We start from the raw sequence: 20,417 nt of genomic DNA, 5'->3' as shown, positions 1-20,417 counted from the left end.
TACGAAAACCCGACTTCTGGTCACAGAGTGTGGCTCAGGTTGCCGAGCAAATTGACCAGTTCAATTCGTTAGTCAACGACATTAAGTAATTCTTCCAAAAGCCCCTTTTTGGGGCTTTTAAACTTGTCTCACTGAACGTTTTCCCTCCGATACCAGTACCTGCATAGGTTTGCTACATATTATGTAGCATGATACGCTAAGCGAAACTGTGAGGAACCCACATGTCTATTCCATACCCTAATTCGCCAGTTAGAGGGTCGCAAACTGGTAAGCCAATTATGGCTTTGTTTGATTTACTGGGAAGAACCTGGGCGCTAGGTATTATCTGGCAGCTCAGTTTCGGCTCTGCGACATTCAGAGAATTACAGCAACGCTGCGAAAATATTTCTCCTACTCTACTCAATAATCGCATTAAAGAATTACGTGCCCTTGAATTGATGTCCACGAGTGACGACGGCTATCAGTTAACTGAGCTAGGTAATGAGCTGGTGGCTTTCATCAAACCACTTGGCGATTGGTCTTATCATTGGGCTGACAATATTCAAAACAACAATAACAAAGAAAGAAGTGAAGATTAGTATGCAAATGTACTCGGGAATGCCACTCAACAGGCAGTCGAAAGAACGAAAAAACGATAACTGGTTACGTCGCCGACTTAGTGACACAAACGCTCTCTTCATTGCGGTAAAAGAAGGACAGGTGCTGGCTACTGGTGAAGGTGAACTCAATACATTCTTACTACATGCAAAAGACCTTTTTGAGCTTGCTCTATCCCAGTTAGTTTTTCTTGGTGAGGATGAAAACGGAGCACCTTATTTTGCCATTGACTGCTGGGAGCTGTCTCCATTTGAGGAACAACACCTCTCGTCAATGGGAAAATGGACCGAAGTCAGAAACGCAAAACGCATGGTATCAAACGAAGTAGCGGCAATATTGGCATTCGCCAAAGCACTTTGTTATTGGCACCAGGAGAATGGTTATTGCGGGAAATGTGGACACCCTTCTACGTTAGAGGAAGGCGGCCATATGCGGCGATGCTCCAATAGCTCTTGTAACAAGCCGACATTCCCGCGAACAGATCCTGCGGTCATTATGTTGGTAGAAAAGACTTTTGAAGATGGTGTCACTCGTTGCCTGCTGGGCCGACAAGCGAAATGGCCCAAAGGTAGATATTCGACGCTAGCAGGATTTGTCGACCCCGGTGAGACGCTTGAAGAAGCAGTGATACGTGAGGTTTACGAGGAGTCTTCAATACACTGCACAGACGCAACCTATGTTGCATCTCAACCATGGCCATTTCCATCGTCATTAATGTTGGGCTTTATTGCGACGGCAACAACTGAGGCGATTGATACGACAAAGGATGAGCTCGAAAATGCACGCTGGTATTCAAGAGACGAGTTAGATACTGTCGAAGCAACAGGAACTCTGATTATGCCGCCAAAGGACTCGATCTCTTACTTTCTGATTTCAAGTTGGCGTCGTGGTGATATTGGCACGCTGTAGCTGATGCGATCATATGTAAAAAACTGATGTAAAAAAGTCGCCCTGTGGCGACTTTTTGTTTTTTATGGCTAAAAACTTCGCAGTGTTATTCGTCAACGCCTTTTGATTTAAGGAACTCGTCGTAAGTACCTTTGAAATCATGAATTTGTCCATCACGGATCTCTAGAATGCGGTTCGCAAGCGACGATACAAACTGTCTGTCGTGACTAACGAAGAACAACGTGCCTTTGTAGTCTTCAAGCGCCATGTTCAGAGATTCAATCGACTCCATGTCCATGTGGTTCGTTGGTTCATCAAGCAACAGCATGTTTGGCTTATGCATCATCAGTTTGCCCAGCAACATGCGGCCCTGCTCACCACCGGAAATCACTTTCACTGACTTTTTAATATCGTCTTGCGAGAAGAGCATGCGACCCAAGAAACCGCGCACCACCTGCTCATCATCACCTTCTTGCTTCCACTGAGACATCCAGTCAAACAGGTTCATGTCTTCGGCGAAATCATGGGCATGGTCCTGTGCGTAGTAACCAATGTTAGCGTTTTCAGACCATTTGTATGAGCCCGCTTTTGGTTCAAGGCTGCCTGCAAGGGTATTCAAAAGCGTTGTTTTACCCACGCCGTTCTGACCAATAATGGCGATACGCTCACCCACTTCAAAAATACCGTTGAATCGGTCAAACAGCGTTTCTTCAAACCCCTGCGCAACGTTTTCGACTTCAAGCGCATTACGGAACAGTTCTTTTGATTGCTCAAAACGGATAAATGGGTTTTGGCGGCTTGAGGCTTTAACATCCTCAAGCTGAATTTTATCGATTTGTTTCGCCCGAGATGTGGCTTGTTTTGCTTTGGACGCGTTCGCGGAGAAACGAGCAACAAACTGCTGAAGTTCAGAAATTTGCGCTTTCTTCTTGGCATTATCTGCAAGTAAACGTTCGCGAGCCTGCGTCGCTGCCAGCATGTATTCGTCATAGTTACCCGGATACAGGCGAAGATCACCGTAGTCCAAATCCGCCATATGCTACATACAGAATTTAGGAAGTGACGGTCATGCGAAATAATGATCATGGTGCAGTTGCGGGCATTGAGTGTTTCTTCAAGCCAGCGAATAGTATCAATATCCAGGTTGTTCGTTGGTTCGTCGAGCAACATGATGTCTGGGTCAGCAAAGAGTACCTGAGCCAACAACACACGAAGTTTCCAACCAGGTGCGACTTCACTCATCGGGCCGAAATGTTGCTCAAGAGGAATACCTACAGACAGAAGCAATTCACCCGCACGAGACTCAGCGGAATACCCATCCATCTCAGCAAACTGAACTTCCAGATCGGCCACACGCATACCATCGTCTTCACTCATTTCAGGCAATGAATAAATGCGGTCGCGCTCTTGTTTTACTTTCCAGAGTTCTTCGTGGCCCATGATAACGGTATCTACAACCGTGAACTCTTCGTAAGCAAATTGATCCTGATTCAGTTTGGCAACTCGTTCATTCGGGTCGACACTCACGTTACCGCTGGATGGCTCAAGCTCACCACTCAGGATCTTCATGAACGTGGATTTACCACAACCATTGGCACCGATGAGACCGTAGCGATTACCCTCGCCAAATTTCACCGAGATATTTTCAAACAGGGGTTTCGCGCCAAATTGTTGGGTAATGTTAGCTGTACTAATCAAAGTGAGTGTCCTGAAATTGATGGGATAAAAAGCGGGTGAAGACTACAGGTAATCACCTTTTTGTTCAAGCGATTGGCAGTAAGTGTAGATACCTTGTCTTGGCTCGCAAGGTACATATAGACAAGTAAATGGACAAATGAAGGAAATGCGTACTGATATACGTTTTTATTATCGCCTCAAGTTTTAGTTCGCCTTATCAATAACTTGTAATAAAAGCTTAACTTTATCTTTTTAGCCTGTGCGCGAAATTGTTTTTTACACCATCAGGATTACCTCATGACTGTACGTCAACGTCTATTAATAGCGTACTTGTTTTTCACCCTCAGTGTCGTTGGGCTTGGCGCTTCGTCAGTTTGGGTATCGGCTCGTTCCGCAGACGCATCGACTGCTTACCTTGATGAGCAACTCCCAGAGCTTCTTTTGCTGACAGCCCTTGAAAAAGACCACAGAGCCATCGCAGACTTATCGCAAAAAATAAAAGCCCAGCTTCTGTTCTGGAACGAAGTCGAGACGCAATACGATTTATTGAAGCTGAGTTATAACGAAAACTGGACTCGGTTGGCAGCAAACAAAGGTGCCGCAGACTGGTTGTTAAGTATTAACGATCAAAGGAACGCATTTGACCAGTATCTTGAGGATCTGGAAAAAGCATGGCAAGCAAAAGCTACTACGATGCTGGCCGGGTCGTCGACTTTAAACTCTACACTGCGCTTGACCCTATCTTGTTGGCGATTAACGATAAAGTCACGCAGAGCGATCTTGAAGCTAAGCAAAGCGCCTACAGCTTGATTAATTTCCTCAACTATCAGGCACGGTTGATTATCATCGGTACGGTTGTTGCGCTGTTTATCGTGACTCTTCTGATGTTCTGGCTACGCAAAGCAGTCGTTATTCGCATTGATGGTATAGCTAAAGCCCTGACAGAGCTTGAAGCAGCATCAGATTTGACGGTCCGCCTCAATGATGACCAGAAAGATGAAGTATCAGCGGTAGCTGTAGCATCTAACAGCCTCTTAGATAAATTCGGACGATTCGTCAGCCGCATCCAATATAAGAGTGACCAACTTGAATCTCACAGTGACATTCTCAACCAGCAGAGTCAGTTAGTTGAAAAAGTCACTCATACGACTCGAGAGCAGATTGAAGAGGTGGCACAGTCCATTTCGGTAATGGAAAATACAGTCAACGACATCAATGGCTCCGTGCACAGCACTCGTGAATATATCGTAGAGGCCGTAGCGGGTAATCAAACCATTCAATCGAAAATGGTTGAGACGTCGGACTCTATTCGCGACAGCGCCGCGTCAATTACCCAAGTTTCTACCACCATACAGGCTCTCACCAGCACCAGTGAAAATATAACCGGTGTAATGGACGTCATTGAAGAAATTGCACAACAAACCAACCTACTTGCATTGAATGCGGCCATTGAAGCAGCACGCGCAGGTGAACAAGGTCGCGGGTTCGCTGTTGTTGCCGATGAAGTTAGAAACCTCAGCCTGAGAACGGCAGAGTCTACCGGACAAATTCGACGCTGGATAGATGACTTATCAGAGCAAGTCACTTCGGCAAGTAGCCTTCTGGAAGACTGCCTTGATGCCAGTAACCGCAATCAGGCATCAACTGAAGACCTGCACCGACACCTGTCAAACATGGACCAAATATTCAATAGCCTCGATGATATCAGCGAGAAAGTCGAAAGTACGCTGACTTCTCAAATTAACGAGCTGACGAATATAAGTTCACGTCGAGATGCGTTGAACCATGGCAGCCACGACTTGAATGATACGGTTAGCGCAACAGCGAAAATTAGCGAAACACTGATAACAGAAGCGGGCGAGCTCAAAGGACTCATCGCGAAATTTAAGACTCCACCGAGAGTCACAAAACAAAAGTAAAAAAAGTAGTGGCCAAGGCAGTATGGACTAATCCATGCTGCCTTTTTTTTCGAAAAGGCTTTGACAAGAAATACACAATTTCGCTTCCGGCTTAATGAGGAGTCTTTCCTCAGAGATGTCATCCCCACAGTTTTCACAGTAGCCGTAGTCGTCCTCAGCAAGTCGCTCAAGCGCATGATGAATTTCACGCAGCCGGTCCTCGACATGTACCATATTGGACTTTGCCATTTCTTGTTGTTGGATAGCATCCATTCTCGACAGACGACCAAAGCTTTGTTGATCAAGCACAACTTCTTGAGCGGCCTCAGCTAACTGAAGTAGTTCATCCTCTAACTCTGCTTTGAGTTTATCGAGCATGCTTTTGTAATCGTTCATATTTGTCTGCCTCTACCACACCGGTGAACACAATATTCATCGGATACACACTGGGTTGAAAGACATCTAATCGGAAGTGAAAAGGTGATGAGAGAGGTTATTTCACTCTCGTCATCACCTTCCTTGATTGTAGGTCAGAGATGATGAGATCACTAACTTGCTATTCATGCATTACAGCAAGCTTTATTTCTGTTTTTGGTCGTGGATCCTTTCCAGTGCTTGTATTCGCTTCTGATCCTTCGCCGTAAAGTGTTCCTTTCTTAAATGGTTTATCTGACTCTCAGAGTCGGAGTTGTTTTGAAGAATCTCATCTCGCTTCACTAGGTAGTCATCAAGCTTTTGCTTGAATTGGGCTCTCTCGTTATCAAGTTTTTCAAGACGGACAGCAGCTTCATGGCCGACCAACGCTTCACGCGCCAGAAATCGTTCCTGCCCTTCTTTCTCCGCTGTTTTCGAAAGGTTGCTCAACAAATCAGCATTTTTATAGGCTTTTTGTAGGTGGGGCGCTAACTGTGAGACTTCATCCTGCCAACGCTGCTGTATTTCATCTGCTGAGAGACCATCTTCCAACCACCGACGCTTTTGGAGCGATAAGTCTCTTATTTCGTTCTCCTCACCGAACAACTGCTCGACCTCTTCAGCGGTAAAATGTTTATGTTGAAGCTCAATCATTTGCTTGGAAAGCGCTTCAAAGTAACTCAATGACATCTGCGGCTCCTCATCAGCAGTCATTGAGGACATAGCATTTCTGTAATTCACATATTTTTCGAATAGTTCTTGCTGACCCGGAATGGGATAGCCGCCTTCAAGGATGAATTTATCGAACTGTTCTTTAATATCACTCAGATCTCTCTCACCCGTTGAAGAAAGAAAATATTCGAAAAGATCGCGACTGGAACCAATATCCACCTGAGTATCTTGTTGCGAAGGAGCAACATATTTGTCATCACCTTTATCTTCTGTTAGAAAAAAAGACAAAATAGTAATGAAAACCAATCCAACAAAAATCAATAAAACATTTCTCACTCGTCCACTGAGCCTCTTCAATTAGCATCTACTCATAGGTAACTATAAGAATGTTCCTAGCAAACACACAAGACATTGAATTGGTTGATGTCAGTATTTGCCCGTTCGTATCATATTGAATACGAAAAATGCCATGATTCTAATCATTTATGGTTCGTGATGAATGAAACGGAACATTTAACTGTAAAAAATACGAAATATTCCTTACTCAGATCGCTCTTTATTAGAGACATAATTCTGACAAGGAGGTTTTATATGAGCTTTACCACTATTAAACTCGGAATGGTTAGCGTCAGTTTATTGATACTCTCCGGTTGCACTAGTAGCAGCGATGATTCTTCAAACTGAATAGCCACAGCCTCTAATCGCCTAAGTAACTTGCTCATATGACTACAATTAAAGACACACAATAGGTGCTATTTATCGCTACAATTCTTGAGAAGCAAAAAGATAGACGCAGATAAAAATACTCACATGGCTAAAGTTGAGAGTTTTTAGGTTGTAGTTACAGTTTTTAGTGGGGGCTTTTATGCGACCTTTTCGGGGTGAACATCAAATGAGTCAATCGAGTGTTGAGGTCGAAAAAAAGATAGAAAGTCTGCTCCCGTACTTCAATACTGGGGCATTCGGTGCTGAGCTTGAAAAGCTCTCCACGGATCTTGATACTCCAACCAAATTCTTTATCCGCTCTGAAATCAGTAGAAGAATGAAGCCCTGCGACAGGGAGATAGATCTTCGTGGAAAGGTGCCCGGTGACGTTCGAAAATACAAGCTGCACGGTAAGATCTGCTGGGTGGATGATTTGGCACTCAACCACTACAGAAAGAGAATCAAACTCTATAAAGGCCACCTAACACTTGGCCTTTGGGAAGAGCTGCAGCCTCCCGAATGTGAATTAAAGCGACTGAAAGATAAAAAAGGCCGCTCAAATGGTCTCAACAAGGATCAGTTGGCAGCTCACTACTTCGAGAACAGCACTCTTTTTAGGCGGTCAGAAACTCGATATAAAGTCTTCAGCCTAGTCACTGTTCTTTTGGACGACGGGAGTATTGTTCATGGAAAAACACTCGATCTGTCACCATCAGGAATACGCGTAAAAGCCGCCAGCGCATTCTCGTTCCGAGTTGGCAATACCATTACCGTCAGGTTTACCCAACTGGCAGAGGAAAGTGGCTATACACAACTCGCTGAAGGCATCAAATACCAAATTATTCGTATAAAGAAAGATATGCATTGTGAACACTTCATCGAGATCGGGTTAAAAGCTGAAACTCAAATTCCTGCGATAAACGATATACTCGCTCAAAGATCCCGCCAAATAGACAAAAAGCTATCAACACAATCAGATCACGAACTTGACGCGATTCAGCATGCTGGAATGCAACTAAGCGTTGTGAATGGCTCTGCTGCATTACCCATTTTTCTTGAGCAAAGTGTTATTCGCTACGCGATGTTAAATAGTAAAAATAAGCATATCTGGGACTATTGGCATGACGGCGAACAGCATATGCTCAATCAGCTCCTAAGCCCTGAGCGTTTGTCGCTTTTAGCAAAACATCAGTCACTGCATGTTTTCACCTATACCCAAACAAAAGGAACAACGAAGTACTTTGTGACAGCAAGTTCTCAAGAGGTATCACCTGACTTACATGCTCTTCTTTGTCAACTTGGCGCATCATCACCAACATGGAGAGTCTTTCGTCTTGATCTCAATTCGCTTGCACAACTTCCGCCATCAAACACAAATACGGACAGGGATAAGCTAAGCCATATCATTACTATTCATGATCTCACTTTTTCAGTATTGGCAGATGACTATCGCTGCAAGCGCACGACGAACCCGGATACCAGTCAATTATCGCCATTCACACGAAAGCCAACCCGTATCGATGATATCGAACTTATTGAAACTGATGTTCAATCACCTTTCGCAGCCTTGTTACGGCACTACTTTGCTCACTCACTGACTTCTGCGCACTACTTTTTGCAAAAATCATCAACTGAGCTGACGGTTTATGGCTTTCTTATTTCGTCTCTCGCGCCTCTTCTCAATCAAATACTCAAGGTTAATGATCAGACAGAATCACTGACACTCAAACCTATCTTTCATCGCCACTTTTATGAGTTGATGAAAAACATGATGACAAAGAAGGGCTCGTTGTCAGGGGTTAATGATGAACTTTACGTGGCAATCTTAGAGCAGGGAAATGGACAAAACCGTGTTGTCATCAGATGCAAAACCGACCTGAAAACAACAGAGGAAAGAGCAAATTTTGTTAAACTCGCTAAAAGAAATGGCGCATTTATCGCAGTTAGGAACCACCTTTATCACACCCCCAGCCTTTTCACTTTTATGGATAGGAATTTGTGGGGAAAACTTCAGCTTAATGCGAGCAAAAAACGTGGTCTTCAACATTCGCTTGAGCAAGTATGCCTAGCGGGCACATTGACGGACATTACAGAAGAAGTATTGATTAGATTTAATTTACATTGAGGTGAAAGGTTACCTACCGCATAGTTTGCAACCTGCACAAAACGTTAGATTTATGCCATCCCAAATACTCACACATCTTTTTTTTGAATGCCTTTTCAACGATGCCTTTGAAACTCTGTAGATTAACCGAACAAATTTGAATCAACCTTCACTTAGCTGGAAAAACGGCTTTCTATTCATTGAGTTACAATGATAGCATTCTAACTGATTGCCGAGTAAATCTATCGATAAATGATGTATTTATCATCGGCAGTCAATAACTAAAATGAATGGAAAACGCCCTCGCAAAAACTTTTATGAGTGTACGTCAGGTGCTTGGTTAGTGGTGAAAATGGGTATCAATACAGACACAGAAGAAATGAGAGAAGTGCTAGCTCGCCTTAGGAAAGAGGTCGTGGAAAATCTCGACAAACAACATACTGTTGAAGTCAACCTCAACGATCTCAGCACACTCCTTGCGGCCTACTCGATTGAACTGAATAAAAATCGTAAACAGTTTCACCCTATGAGTGAAGCTGTCTAAGAAAACAAAGCCACAGCCTTACCCAACAATGTTGTGGCTTTTTATCGCTTATCTGTCTGCGGGATGATTAACACCATCATTCGTTGGGACACCCTCAATTTTCAATGCATTGATCCCTTCCAGACACGCGACATTGATGCCGTATTGCGTCGGGTTAGACCTGCGCTGATGATGGGTATAAATACCGTATTTCGAGCAAAAGTAATGCTTAGCTGTATGGGTGTTAAACTGATAAAGCGTTAAATATTCTTCGCCTTTGGTTATCTCAATATCATCCAAAGCAACCGAAGACACAACAGCACCTCGCCTTCTGCACATTGAGCAATCACAACGGCGCAGATCTACCAAACCGTTGTGCATCTTGAACATCAACTCAACTGACCCACAATGGCACGTTGCTTTGTGTATCGGCTTGACCTCAACACCATCGACTTCATGAATATAACGAGTCATTTCACCTCCGCTTTCATCAAGTAAATCACTATGCCGAAAAAACGGTGTCTTTGTAGGACTCAAACCTCCTTTTTCAATGCAGCACGAAACTCTGCGGGTGACTGGTTTTCCCATCGCCTGAATGCTCGTCGAAAACTTGCCGCATCACTATACCCAATCTGGTAGGCGATCTCCTGAATGCTCAAAACGTCGTTTCGTAACATTTTTATGGCCTTTTCATAGCGTACTGACTCAATGATGCATTTGAACGTCGTGCCTTCATCCTGCAATCTTCGATGGAAACTTCTCGATGACATGTGAAATTTCGACGCAATTTCAACCAAACTCGGTAAATTGTTGCTTGATCGTTGAATGAGATTTCTCACTTGATCGGATAAAGAGGGCGACATCACATAATCATCTAACTCTCTTTCGCACAGTTTTGTAGCCTCTTCAAAGCTACCTGGGTATGCGGAGATAAGTTTGCTCTCCATTTGCGATTTAGAAGTCAAAATGTAAGTCGAGGTGAAGCTCTCATCGTAATATACCGGACATGAAAAAACCTGCTTTTCAACAGCGTCATAATTGTCGTATTTAAAGCCAAAGTAAATTGATAATTCTGGCTGCTCATCAGGATAAACAGCCATAATCACGTTGTACAGCGCAGCTGTAAATGCCTCTGTCAAAAACCGTTTTAATTTCTCATCATTAACATAGGTGTTTATATATATTTTGACATCATCTCCGTCAATATCATACTCAACCGAAAATATGTGTCCTGTTCTTGCCGATACGAATTTTCCCGCCAGCGTCAAAATTTGCCAGAAATTTTGACAGTTCATTGCAGCAAAGCCTAATATACCGTGAGCGTTCAGCCTCATCCTCTGGCCGACTAAAAGCCCTAACTGTTCTTTATTTGTCACTTCTAATAAATCTGCCAACAACTTACAAAATACTGTTGACGTCAATATCATTTTACTTTCTTCTGGAATGCTTGGGTCAATACCATATCTAATTAGTGTGCCGTCTATATTTGCTCCCATACTTTTGAGATGCTCGATCACATAGAAAAGATAAGTAACTGGAAAATAAGCGTTTTTCTCATTCATAATATCATGTCATTTATTGCTCTTGTTCTGTCAAGAATTGCCCTTCCTGCAATGAACATCCGTTGTTATTGTTTAAACTGCAATTGATACACCCAACTTTAGTATTAATAGTTCCTGAGATTTTTCACGTAGAAATAATTGAAATTACGTAATTAATTATATTTTTATTAAAACCGAGACAATAAGTATCTGAAGAGACTCATTAAAAATCGAATAAACACGCATTCATAATTTTTTAGTAAATAGGCTGAAAATACAGCCCAATTAAGGGAGGAAGTAATGAAAGCTTTACATTATTTAAAATTTTATTCATTTCATATCACAGGCTTAATAGCAATTTTATGTCTGATGCTTGGTGGGCAATATATAATCATCGGCGCAACGACGATCATTCTTTTTTACAGTGTCGGCGACATGCTTTTAGGCGATGACACAACAAATCCTGAATACAAAACACCCGGTATACTCACCATTAACTTGTGGCTTGCGCTCCCCCTTATTTACTTTATTACTTTTCTCTCAATTTGGATGTTCAGCAACAGCGACCTGCTTGGGTTTGGCCAATGGCTTCTTTCCAGCACTGGAGTCGACTTGTTTGAGACCAGAGCAGATCTGAGTTCATTCGAATTGGTTGCTGCATTCATTGTTACGGTTCTGATGATTGGCATGATGGCAACTATACCTGCCCATGAACTTGTTCATCGCACATGGGACAAGACATCTTTGCTTATAGGGCGGTGGCTGTTGGCACTCACTTTTGACACCATTTTCTCTATCGAACACGTATACGGCCATCACAAATACGCATCAACCGTTTCAGACCCCGCCACAGCGCCTCGCGGACGCAATGTTTATGCACATATTCTTATTTCGACATGGCGCGGAAACGTGAGCGCTTGGGAGATAGAGAAAATCCGACTAAAAAGAAAGAAAAGGTCACTTTTTTCCTACCACAATGTCTTTTTGAGAGGACATCTGATGTCTGTAGGCCTGTTAGCTGGCGTGACATGGATGGGAGGTATTCAGTCTGGCCTATATTTCCTCGCATTGGCAGCAGGTGGAAAAGCACTCCTAGAGATAGTCAACTATATGGAGCACTACGGGCTGGTTAGAAACCCTGAGACTTCAGTAAAGCCGCACCATTCATGGAACACTAACAAACGTATTAGCTCATGGGCAATGTTTAACCTCACTCGACATTCCCATCACCATGCACAAGGTGAGGTACCCTATCAGGACCTGAAACCTATGCATGATGCGCCAATGATGTTTGGTGGTTACCTATCCACGATTTTGCTCACTCTCATACCGCCTCTGTGGCACAAAGTGATGTCACCTAAGGTACTTGAATGGGACAGTGTGTACGCGAGTGATGAAGAGAAAAAGCTGGCGAATGATGCCAATTTAGTCAGTGGCATATCTGAATTGGTAGCAGCGGCGAGAACATGACGTTCTCGCAGCAATTCGTTAATAGCGCCAGTAACGCCTCAGGTTTATCACACCCGCACTAATGAAGGTTGAACAAGCAATGGACAACCGATGATGATGTGTTCATGCCCTGATATAACGATCGCATCATCATCACTGCACAGGTATATAGGTAAACCATGCTCGTTAGCGATTTTAAGCGCGTCACGGCACTCAGTTTCCGATTTGTCAGCATGCGGCGCAATGAGAAAATCACCTAAACCAAGCCCTGAGAAATCAGAAAGTTCAACGGTGTTGTGATCACCACAAAGAACCGCGGAGTCAATGCTTGAGGTCATAATCATGGCCCCAGCACTGACTCCGATGACGACGCCTCCGCTTTCAACATACTTTAGTAATCTTGGAAGTAAGGCGCGTTCTTTAATGGCTTTGAGAAAGCGAAAAGTATCGCCGCCAGAAAGATGAATAAATGAGTAGCCGAACACCTTCTCAATTTTCATTTCATCGAATGCATCTTCGAGATCAAAGTAATAAGCCAGGTCGAGGCCAACTTGTGTGTACCGTTCCCGGGTATATCGAAAATACAACTGCTCCGGCTCATGTTGTGATGAAATATAAGCCCCCTGACCAATGGATATATTTTGGCTGCGGGTAAACCGAGAGATAGCTTGTTGCAAAGTATGGTGTTGAAGTTCGGATAAATAAATCAGGTTCATTGAATTGCATCTATTGAAAGGTTGAGCGGTTCGACTGACAAAAAATGGGTGTCTAAATCGAAAATCCCTATGCAGGTTTTATCAATCGGCAATTGAGCAAGTATTGCCCCCTTAGGAGAAAAAACCTTACTCCCACCCAGCCCAGTCGCCTCAGGCTGATTAAGAGATACTGGCCAATTAGTTTGAAAAAGATAGGCTGATAAGTTCTTTGCTATCCGGCTGACGCCATCATTAAATCCAGTATCATCGGAATCATTCGACAAATTACCGACATAACAGGGCCAAATGACTATATCGGGCAGGTCAGGCTGGCATTCATTGATGAACCAAGAACTGTCGTTCGCTTCACGACAAATAAGCGCAGTACAGGCCAAACCACAAATCTTATTTACAACGCTAAATCTGCCTGGTTCAAAAACCTCAGATTCGCTTGGCGTCAAACCCGCTTTGTGCCAATGGGCAACTACCTCTCCTTTTTCATCAAAGGCGAGATAGCTGTTGTAATAGAGTCCATTATTGATAGTCGGGGAGCCAACGAAAGCCGCTATTTTCGATGCTCGACATGCATTGGCAATCTGTCTCACTGCTTCACTGATCTTGTCAGCCTTGATCTCTTCTCTGATATTGCGATGGAAACCAGAAATAGATAGCTCGGGAAACAAAACAATATCAAGGTAACTGTGTTGATTGAGCACGTCACACATGACCTTTGTGTTTTCTTCGCTTGTCCATGCCATTGGCATTTGAACAATTCCAAGCTTCATATTCCTGCGACCATCAACATTGTTCAGTGTTCACTGACTCTTTAGGCGTTAAGCTTGAAACGGTAATCATAGTGACGATACTCGGCAAATATATGTAGGAATAATTGCGAGGACATTCGAGTTTTATGAACCAAAATGAGAATAATCAGAAATGAAGTGCAATGGGGCAACCCTTGCCCCATTGCTACTTTGTTTAGCTTACGGAGGATACTTTGAATTTACCTACCAATTCAGTCAGTTGGCCTGAGAGTTGGTTCACTCTATCTCCGTTTTCACTGGCCTCATTCGCTACCAAACTCACGCTGTCTGCAGCAGTTTTTATATCCGCCACACTTCTTGTAATACTCTCAGCCACAGCTTGTTGTTCCTCAGCTGCAGTTGCTATCTGCGTATTCAAGTCACTGATATTTTGCACTGAGAATGTAATGTCTGTGAACTTACTTTGCGCTGACTGTGTTAGCTCAACGGTTTCATCCGTTCTAGATAAACTTAGGTGCATGCTCTTAGAAATTTCTTCGGTCATTTTACGAAGCTTATCCAATTGAGTCGTAATTTCTTCCGTTGAGTCAGACGTACGGATTGACAGTGCCCGAACCTCATCAGCAACAACGGCGAACCCTCTTCCGTGCTCACCCGCTCTCGCCGCCTCGATTGCAGCGTTAAGCGCAAGCAGATTTGTCTGCTCGGCAATACCGCGAATAACAGCAAGAATTGAAGTAATGTTTTCACTCTCTGAGTCGAGCATATCAATACGCTGACTGGCTTTGTGAATGATGCCAGAGAGCTCATTCACGCTTTCTACACTCTCAGCCATGACTTTTCGGCCATGCTCTGAGGCTTCTTGTGTATCGTTGGCAAGGTTGGCTGCACTGGCGCAACTGCCTGACACTTCATTGGCAGCAATAGACATTTGATGAAGGGCCGTCGCCGTCATCTCTAGCGCCTCTTTTTGACGGGATGTTGATGCGGCAAGCTCATCGGCCTGCGACGCAGTGTCCCTCGCCGACAAATCGAGTTGCTTGGCACAACGGTTAATTTCGGTCACCAACTGCCCAATCAACGAGAGGAAGGCGTTAAAACTTCTGGCCAGCAGACCTGTTCATCTTTTGAGGAAGCCTGAAGACGACGGGTGAGATCACCTCCTCCTTGCGCAATCGATTCCAAGCCGTAGCTCACCTCTTTTATGGGCCTTGCAAACAGTCTGGAAAGGTAAATAGCCATGGCGATAAAGCCAATCATAAGAAGTACACAGACCCCTATAAGACTGAAGATAAGTTGATTTGTTGAAGCTAGCACTTCACTTTGCTTGATAAGACTGACAAATTTCCATCCAAGTTGAGGTGAGGTATACACCACACCGAAATAGTCATCCCCCTCAATATTGATTTCAAAAACTGTTTGGTCACCTTGGCTAAGCTGTGCACTCAGTTCAGGCAATGCCTCATCGATTGGCTTGAACATATTCTTGGTATTCTTGGCATCCGCAAGAATCTTCCCTGTGTTTTCCACCAACATCAGGTATCCCGTTTCGCCGATGCGGATTTTTTTTACAATCTCAGTAAGCCCCTTCAGAGAAACATCCATTCCCTGAACACCCGTAACCGCGCCAGCAACCTTGATTGCTTTTACCGTTGATACGATTACCGCGTCATCAGGTTCCCAATAGTACGCGTCGGTTCTTATTGCTTCATTGGTGTTGGTTAACCCTGTCTGGTACCAAGGACGCTTTCGGGGATCATAACCTGCACCCACATTACCCTGAGGCCATTGTATGTAACCGCCTTCATCGTTTCCCATATAGATATAAGCAATACCCTTGTGAGTATCGCCAAACTTTTCAAAAAGTTGATAGGCTATTTTTTCGTTATCGGGCCCCGACAGCGCATCCATCTCAACACTTTTTTGTTCTGCCTTGTAACTGGTAATTCCTCTTTGGGCATTCGTCACCGATTGGTGGCGAGTAAGAAACGTCACGTCTTTTGCAATTTCAGAGAAAAACATGTCGAAGTTATTGTCGATTTGCGTGGCTTCGCGCAAGCTCGCCTCAGCGAATTTCTCGACTGAGAAGTAACGAGTTTGCACTGCGACAATGGCAGTGATAATGATGAGTGGCAGGCCAATTGCAGCAAAAAAAGCCCACCTCAGTTTTTGGGTTACACTCATGCGTATGTCCTTCTAACGCTTGATGCTCGAACTGCGAAGGTGCCCTTGCAGCATTTTTTGTTGTTTTTGCGCAAAGCTCTCTCTGAAGAGGTGAAAACCTCAATGTAACTAGCTTTGCTGAATAAATTGTGTCTTACGCTCTACCTTCCGTACACAGAGAGCCCGCTCGAATAACCAGAACTAAGACATTGCTTCACGTCGCAAAATCACAAACTGTTTCATCTCATTCATTCCAGATACAAGTTTTCCAAAAAGGGTTGCAGGTTTTTCCATCTGCAATGTTCGCTTATCTATACATCAGGAATATGCCTTGTTGAGTAATGACAAAATAGTTGATGTGACTCGTCAAACCACCTCAAAAACCATACGGGTAGTCACACCGCTGATATGATCACGCCATATACCGCTGCAAGAATGTGTATAGCGGATATCAGATTACTCAGGTACACGAGGCATCAACTTGGAATATCAAAGGGATCACTTTTCCATTTGTCACCTAAAAGGCTTTTTCTATCGGTGTGGTATTTGGCTACTTGCCGTTGTACAAAAAAAGCAATTGCTGAAGGAGTGGCAGGAAATAAAAATTGCTGACCATCTGAGAGCAATGGGAGCGCGTAATACTGCCATTCGCCTCTCTTCATGCGTGGCAACAAAAACTGAAAACCGGCGAAATCAATTCTGGGCTTATCAAGTCCACGCAACATCACTTCAGTATGTTTACCGCTACCCAGAATCCGAGAAACACTTTCAAAAAGCCTTACAACTTGCTGACGAACTCGAACGAAGTTTTGCTCTTCAACACTACGGAAAATCACTGGTTGAACAGCATCGACATATCGAAGCGAAAGCCGTGCTCAAAGAAGCCCTCGAAATACGAAGGAAGCTGAAACAATCAAAGCTCGTTCAGTCTACTGAAATCGCCCTAGCTCATCTAAAATCCAGCACAGCGTAAATAAGATTACGCTGTTAGATAAATAACAGATTGACAACAAGCTATATACGGAACCACGAAAATGTTTACAGGAATTGTTCAAGCCATCGCCACTATTGAAGAAGTCGCAGATCACAACGGAATACGCACTTTTGTTATTCATTTCCCAGAAGGGTTTTGTGACGGGCTGGAAATTGGTGCCAGTGTTGCCATTGATGGTGTTTGCCTGACAGTCACCAAACTGATTTCTTCGGAGCGGGTAAAGTTTGATGTGATGCTTCAAAGCCTCAACATTACCACACTCAGCGATTTTCCTGTTGGAGCAAAGGTCAATGCCGAGAGAGCGGCAAAAGATGGTGCAGAAATTGGCGGCCACCCCCTTTCGGGTCATGTGGATTTTACCGCAGAGATAAAATCAGTCCTTCAACTTGAAGACAACTATTGCGTCACGTTGTCTGTAGAAGAAAAATGGAAGAGGTATATTTTTCCCAAAGGGTATATTGCTCTAGATGGTGCCAGCTTGACTGTCGCTGATGTCAACAAGGATGAAGGCTGGTTCAATGTTTGGCTGATTCCCGAAACCCGACGCGCTACTGTATTCGGTCAAAAAACTGAGGGTAACAGAGTCAACGTTGAAATAGAACGCGGTACGCAAGTTGTTGTGGATACGGTTCGTGACACTCTTGAAGACCAACTCAAAGATCTATTACCCGCCTTTGAAAAAATGATGGCTATACAGGGTATAGATATTGACCAGCTTGGTGTTTCGCCGTCTCAAAACAATGCAGGAAGAAATAAGCAACTAGAAAAACTCTGAGAAACAAACTCACTCAAAACAGGAGAATTCATGCAAGCCATTGGCAACATTCTGACGTTCATTACCGAAATCGAAAAACTCAAAGATATACAGCGTAAATCACGCCCCATTGGCCTCAAGAGATACGAAAACTCCGCTGAACACAGTTGGCATGTTGCACTTTCTGCACTGGTCCTTAAAGATTATGCCAACGAGCCAGTTAATATTGAACGTGTCATAAAAATGATGTTAATTCATGATCTTGGGGAAATTGAAGCTGGCGACACAATTATCTACTCAAGTGAAACTGCAGAGCTCAAATCAAAAGAAAAAACCTGTATTGCAAAACTCTTCACAAATATTCAGCCTGATTTAAAAGATGAACTGCTTGTTCTCTGGGAAGAGTTTGAGACGGGTAAATCCGCTGACGCAAAGTTCGCCAAAGCTATAGATCGCCTGCCGCCCTTACTCCACAATATCCACGATGAGGGGCATGGTTGGAAGAAACATGGCATCACCAAGGAACAAGTCTTTGCGTTAAACAGCGCGCGGATTGGGGCGGGCAGTGAGAAGTTATGGTCAGCCGTCGAACAGAAGCTCAACAAAGCTGTCGAGGATGGCTTTCTGTCATAAACAACGAGAAAGCATTCGCTGAACCTTGTCGAGAAGGCTGAATTTATTGTTCTCATCAGACAATTATTAAATTCAGCCATCGAAGCCGATATCGACCGAATCGGCCATGAGCGTCTTAAACTGAGCGTCAGAGCCAAAGATATCGCTCTGACGCCCTTCCATGTCATTACTACTTTTTGTAATGACATGGCTGACAAAATGAGTAACGACGGCATTAAGCTTCAGGAAGTAACGACAACAGGATGTCTTCAAGGTCATCCCACGGCAGAGTCATTTTATCGATAATTTCCAGCTTGGATTCTACACCTTCTAGGCTCACGGCACTCACTGACACAACCTGATTAACAATATTGAAAGCAAACATTCCGTCGTCTGTGTTCACCACTGCTTTTACGCGCTCAGCATTTATATTCCCTAATAATCCGTATAGGGCATCGAACGGAAACACGATTTCAGGCGTAAACACCCATCCACAGCTGTTATAACCTTGCCCCTTGTTTTCTTTTCTCGCGAAGCGTTCTCCGGGAACCAGTTCAAACGCAGGAATATCAGTATCGTGAGAATGATGGTGTAAGAACTCGGCGTTTCGGTTGGTTCGTGGAAGGTCCAACCAATATGAATCTAGTTTTCCTTCGGACACAATACCTTTCGCTGCTTTCGCAATGGCAGAGCCATGGAAACACTCATCAAAAGCAGCAAGATCATCGTCATCGCACAGGTCTACCTTGTTCGCAACCAATACGTCAGCCAGATTTATTTGATCTTTAAAGTTCTGATTCTCAGTGTATTTTTTATCGGCAAAATTTCGAGGATCAACCAGTGTTATCGTTGCTCTTAGATCAATGTATTTCTCGTAGTTTTCAGACAACAGCTTACCGATGATGTCCTTAGGATGACCAAGCCCTGTTGGCTCAATCAGCAATCTATCGGGGTTTTGCGCTAACAGTGCGTTGATACCCACCGCCATAGGAAGACCAGCCACACAGCACATACATCCACCAGGGACCTCTTTGACAATCGCACCTTGCTCACTCAAAAAAGCGCCATCAACGCCGACTTCACCAAATTCATTCACGAGAACCGCCCACCTCTCGTCCTTTGACTTTGACTCAAGCAATGACAATATCGCTGTTGTTTTTCCAGCGCCCAAAAAGCCCGTAATGATGTTCGTTGGTACTTTATGTGTAAGCTTTGCCGTCATTGTTTACCCTTAACATTTCGAAACGACTCATGACTATTATCGCGCGATTATAGCGATACTCTCCAGTGTTATCAGTATTCATTTCTGACCGTAACAATAAAAATAGACAAATCAATAACTGCCTTTTAGAAAAAAAATTCCATCGAGATTACCTCATACAAAAGCGAGCAGCAGACTTGGATTTTTGGACTTAGGCACTTATCTGCCAATTACAACAATGCTTAACGATCAAAAGTGTCGCGGTTTACATGAGTTTTTAGTTACACAAAAAAGCAGGTCGTCCAGAAATACATTCAGAAGCCTTTATGGAGGAGTCAAATAAAGACATCCCGTGTTTATTCATTTTTCGACAGTAAAATACTCTGAAAGGCCAAATAAAATAAAAATTTCAGTTTCAGACCATAAAATAAGAGCATTTATTCCAATTTAAAAACTGACTACTAATAACATGATTTAAAATAAGATTTAGTATTCACTTATCTTGTTCTTCTCCCGCATCTTGGGCGAAGATAACAGAAACCGAATAGAAATTCGGCCAGGAAAAGCCGAGGTATGCTAGATCAGGTTGATTTAATGACCCCCACCCAATCGTCTTTTATAAGAACATTTTAGTGATAAAAGTGTCAGTAAATGACCTGTATTTGTCATCACATAACCTCGCACACATTCTTCCATTTAGGTAGTTTAGTAACTGTTGATTGAGCAATCGTTTGCAGACATACAAATTGAATAGTTTGTTGTCTGA

Annotated in this window: 20 protein-coding genes and 1 pseudogene; 11 read left to right on the top strand and 10 right to left on the bottom strand. The window is 43.5% G+C overall.

Translation table 11 applies throughout. From position 1 onward, the window contains the following. The first annotated feature begins 221 nt into the window (after positions 1-221). Positions 222-578: a winged helix-turn-helix transcriptional regulator gene (locus CS022_RS17825; RefSeq protein WP_129123413.1), complete on the top strand. Its 357-nt coding sequence runs from the start codon at positions 222-224 to the stop codon at positions 576-578. Beyond that, positions 568-1,506: an NAD(+) diphosphatase gene (nudC, locus tag CS022_RS17820; protein WP_201746316.1), complete on the top strand. Its 939-nt coding sequence runs from the start codon at positions 568-570 to the stop codon at positions 1,504-1,506. Before CS022_RS17825 ends, nudC begins: the two co-directional genes overlap by 11 nt. A gap of 85 nt (positions 1,507-1,591) precedes the next feature. Here nudC and CS022_RS17815 read toward each other — a convergent pair. Then, positions 1,592-3,183 (bottom strand): annotated as a pseudogene (locus CS022_RS17815) (ABC-F family ATPase). A gap of 276 nt (positions 3,184-3,459) precedes the next feature. On the opposite strand from CS022_RS17815, the gene CS022_RS26595 reads away from it, so the two are divergent. Next, the gene (locus tag CS022_RS26595) at positions 3,460-3,972 is read left to right on the top strand and encodes a hypothetical protein (protein ID WP_235869582.1); all 513 of its coding nucleotides are present in this window, start codon (positions 3,460-3,462) and stop codon (positions 3,970-3,972) included. 74 nt (positions 3,973-4,046) lie between these two features. Beyond that, positions 4,047-5,081 carry a methyl-accepting chemotaxis protein gene (locus CS022_RS27790; RefSeq protein WP_328590406.1) on the top strand — a complete coding sequence of 345 codons (1,035 nt, stop codon included), beginning with the start codon at positions 4,047-4,049 and terminating at the stop codon, positions 5,079-5,081. 27 nt (positions 5,082-5,108) lie between these two features. On the opposite strand, the gene CS022_RS17805 is transcribed toward CS022_RS27790, so the two are convergent. Together CS022_RS17805 and CS022_RS17800 are read right to left on the bottom strand one after the other, a co-directional pair. After that, the gene (locus CS022_RS17805) at positions 5,109-5,456 is read right to left on the bottom strand and encodes a TraR/DksA family transcriptional regulator (RefSeq protein ID WP_129123411.1); all 348 of its coding nucleotides are present in this window, start codon (positions 5,454-5,456) and stop codon (positions 5,109-5,111) included. A gap of 183 nt (positions 5,457-5,639) precedes the next feature. Continuing rightward, positions 5,640-6,434, bottom strand: a complete 795-nt coding sequence (locus CS022_RS17800) for a lipase secretion chaperone (protein ID WP_161569667.1) — start codon at positions 6,432-6,434, stop codon at positions 5,640-5,642. 604 nt (positions 6,435-7,038) lie between these two features. On the opposite strand from CS022_RS17800, the gene CS022_RS17795 reads away from it, so the two are divergent. Beyond that, positions 7,039-8,976, top strand: coding sequence for a PilZ domain-containing protein (locus CS022_RS17795; protein ID WP_161569666.1), 1,938 nt, complete (start codon positions 7,039-7,041; stop codon positions 8,974-8,976). Between the two features lie 265 nt (positions 8,977-9,241). After that, a complete protein-coding gene (locus CS022_RS17790; RefSeq protein ID WP_235869581.1) occupies positions 9,242-9,499 on the top strand; it encodes a hypothetical protein in 258 nt (85 codons plus the stop codon). A 48-nt stretch (positions 9,500-9,547) separates the two neighbouring features. Here the strand turns inward: CS022_RS17790 and CS022_RS17785 are convergent, their stop codons facing one another. Both CS022_RS17785 and CS022_RS17780 read right to left on the bottom strand, forming a co-directional pair. Further along, the gene (locus CS022_RS17785; protein ID WP_129123408.1) at positions 9,548-9,952 is read right to left on the bottom strand and encodes a GFA family protein; all 405 of its coding nucleotides are present in this window, start codon (positions 9,950-9,952) and stop codon (positions 9,548-9,550) included. A 59-nt stretch (positions 9,953-10,011) separates the two neighbouring features. Then, positions 10,012-11,040 carry an AraC family transcriptional regulator gene (locus CS022_RS17780; RefSeq protein ID WP_129123407.1) on the bottom strand — a complete coding sequence of 343 codons (1,029 nt, stop codon included), beginning with the start codon at positions 11,038-11,040 and terminating at the stop codon, positions 10,012-10,014. A gap of 348 nt (positions 11,041-11,388) precedes the next feature. On the opposite strand from CS022_RS17780, the gene CS022_RS17775 reads away from it, so the two are divergent. Beyond that, entirely contained in the window at positions 11,389-12,489 is a 1,101-nt protein-coding gene (locus CS022_RS17775) for an alkane 1-monooxygenase (protein ID WP_201746315.1), read from the top strand. Between the two features lie 47 nt (positions 12,490-12,536). On the opposite strand, the gene CS022_RS17770 is transcribed toward CS022_RS17775, so the two are convergent. The 4 genes from CS022_RS17770 to CS022_RS25480 all read right to left on the bottom strand — a co-directional run bounded on the left by CS022_RS17770 (position 12,537) and on the right by CS022_RS25480 (position 16,111). Further along, positions 12,537-13,184, bottom strand: coding sequence for a Type 1 glutamine amidotransferase-like domain-containing protein (locus CS022_RS17770; RefSeq protein ID WP_129123405.1), 648 nt, complete (start codon positions 13,182-13,184; stop codon positions 12,537-12,539). After that, the gene (locus CS022_RS17765; RefSeq protein WP_129123404.1) at positions 13,181-13,948 is read right to left on the bottom strand and encodes a carbon-nitrogen hydrolase family protein; all 768 of its coding nucleotides are present in this window, start codon (positions 13,946-13,948) and stop codon (positions 13,181-13,183) included. The genes CS022_RS17770 and CS022_RS17765 overlap by 4 nt, the downstream gene beginning before the upstream one ends. A gap of 193 nt (positions 13,949-14,141) precedes the next feature. After that, the gene (locus CS022_RS25485; RefSeq protein WP_201746314.1) at positions 14,142-14,993 is read right to left on the bottom strand and encodes a methyl-accepting chemotaxis protein; all 852 of its coding nucleotides are present in this window, start codon (positions 14,991-14,993) and stop codon (positions 14,142-14,144) included. Positions 14,994-15,004: 11 nt separating this feature from the next. Further along, positions 15,005-16,111: a cache domain-containing protein gene (locus CS022_RS25480; RefSeq protein ID WP_201746313.1), complete on the bottom strand. Its 1,107-nt coding sequence runs from the start codon at positions 16,109-16,111 to the stop codon at positions 15,005-15,007. A gap of 460 nt (positions 16,112-16,571) precedes the next feature. Here CS022_RS25480 and CS022_RS17755 point away from each other — a divergent pair, with 460 nt between their 5' ends. The 4 genes from CS022_RS17755 (at position 16,572) to CS022_RS17740 (ending at position 18,756) form a co-directional block, all read left to right on the top strand. Beyond that, positions 16,572-17,063, top strand: coding sequence for a tetratricopeptide repeat protein (locus CS022_RS17755; protein ID WP_129123403.1), 492 nt, complete (start codon positions 16,572-16,574; stop codon positions 17,061-17,063). Between the two features lie 61 nt (positions 17,064-17,124). After that, the gene (locus CS022_RS17750; RefSeq protein ID WP_129123402.1) at positions 17,125-17,859 is read left to right on the top strand and encodes a riboflavin synthase subunit alpha; all 735 of its coding nucleotides are present in this window, start codon (positions 17,125-17,127) and stop codon (positions 17,857-17,859) included. Positions 17,860-17,889: 30 nt separating this feature from the next. Then, positions 17,890-18,471, top strand: coding sequence for an HD domain-containing protein (locus CS022_RS17745; protein ID WP_129123401.1), 582 nt, complete (start codon positions 17,890-17,892; stop codon positions 18,469-18,471). Positions 18,472-18,489: 18 nt separating this feature from the next. Beyond that, positions 18,490-18,756 carry a diacylglycerol kinase gene (locus tag CS022_RS17740; protein ID WP_129123416.1) on the top strand — a complete coding sequence of 89 codons (267 nt, stop codon included), beginning with the start codon at positions 18,490-18,492 and terminating at the stop codon, positions 18,754-18,756. On the opposite strand, the gene CS022_RS17735 is transcribed toward CS022_RS17740, so the two are convergent. Then, entirely contained in the window at positions 18,686-19,672 is a 987-nt protein-coding gene (locus CS022_RS17735) for a CobW family GTP-binding protein (RefSeq protein ID WP_129123400.1), read from the bottom strand. The genes CS022_RS17740 and CS022_RS17735 overlap by 71 nt on opposite strands. Positions 19,673-20,417: the final 745 nt, after the last annotated feature.

This window comes from Veronia nyctiphanis (genome assembly GCF_004116385.1).
In the GTDB taxonomy this organism is placed as follows: domain Bacteria; phylum Pseudomonadota; class Gammaproteobacteria; order Enterobacterales; family Vibrionaceae; genus Veronia; species Veronia nyctiphanis.
The sequence above is the reverse complement of the archived record's forward strand: the minus strand, read 5'-3'. Positions and strand labels throughout refer to the sequence as shown.

Bases quoted from the DNA above. Each gene is read 5' to 3' on its own strand.
- CS022_RS17825 (WP_129123413.1), top strand. From the start codon at position 222: ATGTCTATTCCATACCCTAATTCGCCAGTTAGAGGGTCGCAAACTGGT.
- CS022_RS26595 (WP_235869582.1), top strand. From the start codon at position 3,460: ATGACTGTACGTCAACGTCTATTAATAGCGTACTTGTTTTTCACCCTC.
- CS022_RS27790 (WP_328590406.1), top strand. From the start codon at position 4,047: ATGTTCTGGCTACGCAAAGCAGTCGTTATTCGCATTGATGGTATAGCT.
- CS022_RS17805 (WP_129123411.1), bottom strand. From the start codon at position 5,456: ATGAACGATTACAAAAGCATGCTCGATAAACTCAAAGCAGAGTTAGAG.
- CS022_RS17795 (WP_161569666.1), top strand. From the start codon at position 7,039: ATGAGTCAATCGAGTGTTGAGGTCGAAAAAAAGATAGAAAGTCTGCTC.
- CS022_RS17790 (WP_235869581.1), top strand. From the start codon at position 9,242: ATGAATGGAAAACGCCCTCGCAAAAACTTTTATGAGTGTACGTCAGGT.
- CS022_RS17785 (WP_129123408.1), bottom strand. From the start codon at position 9,952: ATGACTCGTTATATTCATGAAGTCGATGGTGTTGAGGTCAAGCCGATA.
- CS022_RS17780 (WP_129123407.1), bottom strand. From the start codon at position 11,040: ATGAATGAGAAAAACGCTTATTTTCCAGTTACTTATCTTTTCTATGTG.
- CS022_RS17775 (WP_201746315.1), top strand. From the start codon at position 11,389: ATGCTTGGTGGGCAATATATAATCATCGGCGCAACGACGATCATTCTT.
- CS022_RS17770 (WP_129123405.1), bottom strand. From the start codon at position 13,184: ATGAACCTGATTTATTTATCCGAACTTCAACACCATACTTTGCAACAA.
- CS022_RS17765 (WP_129123404.1), bottom strand. From the start codon at position 13,948: ATGAAGCTTGGAATTGTTCAAATGCCAATGGCATGGACAAGCGAAGAA.
- CS022_RS25480 (WP_201746313.1), bottom strand. From the start codon at position 16,111: ATGAGTGTAACCCAAAAACTGAGGTGGGCTTTTTTTGCTGCAATTGGC.
- CS022_RS17750 (WP_129123402.1), top strand. From the start codon at position 17,125: ATGTTTACAGGAATTGTTCAAGCCATCGCCACTATTGAAGAAGTCGCA.
- CS022_RS17745 (WP_129123401.1), top strand. From the start codon at position 17,890: ATGCAAGCCATTGGCAACATTCTGACGTTCATTACCGAAATCGAAAAA.
- CS022_RS17735 (WP_129123400.1), bottom strand. From the start codon at position 19,672: ATGACGGCAAAGCTTACACATAAAGTACCAACGAACATCATTACGGGC.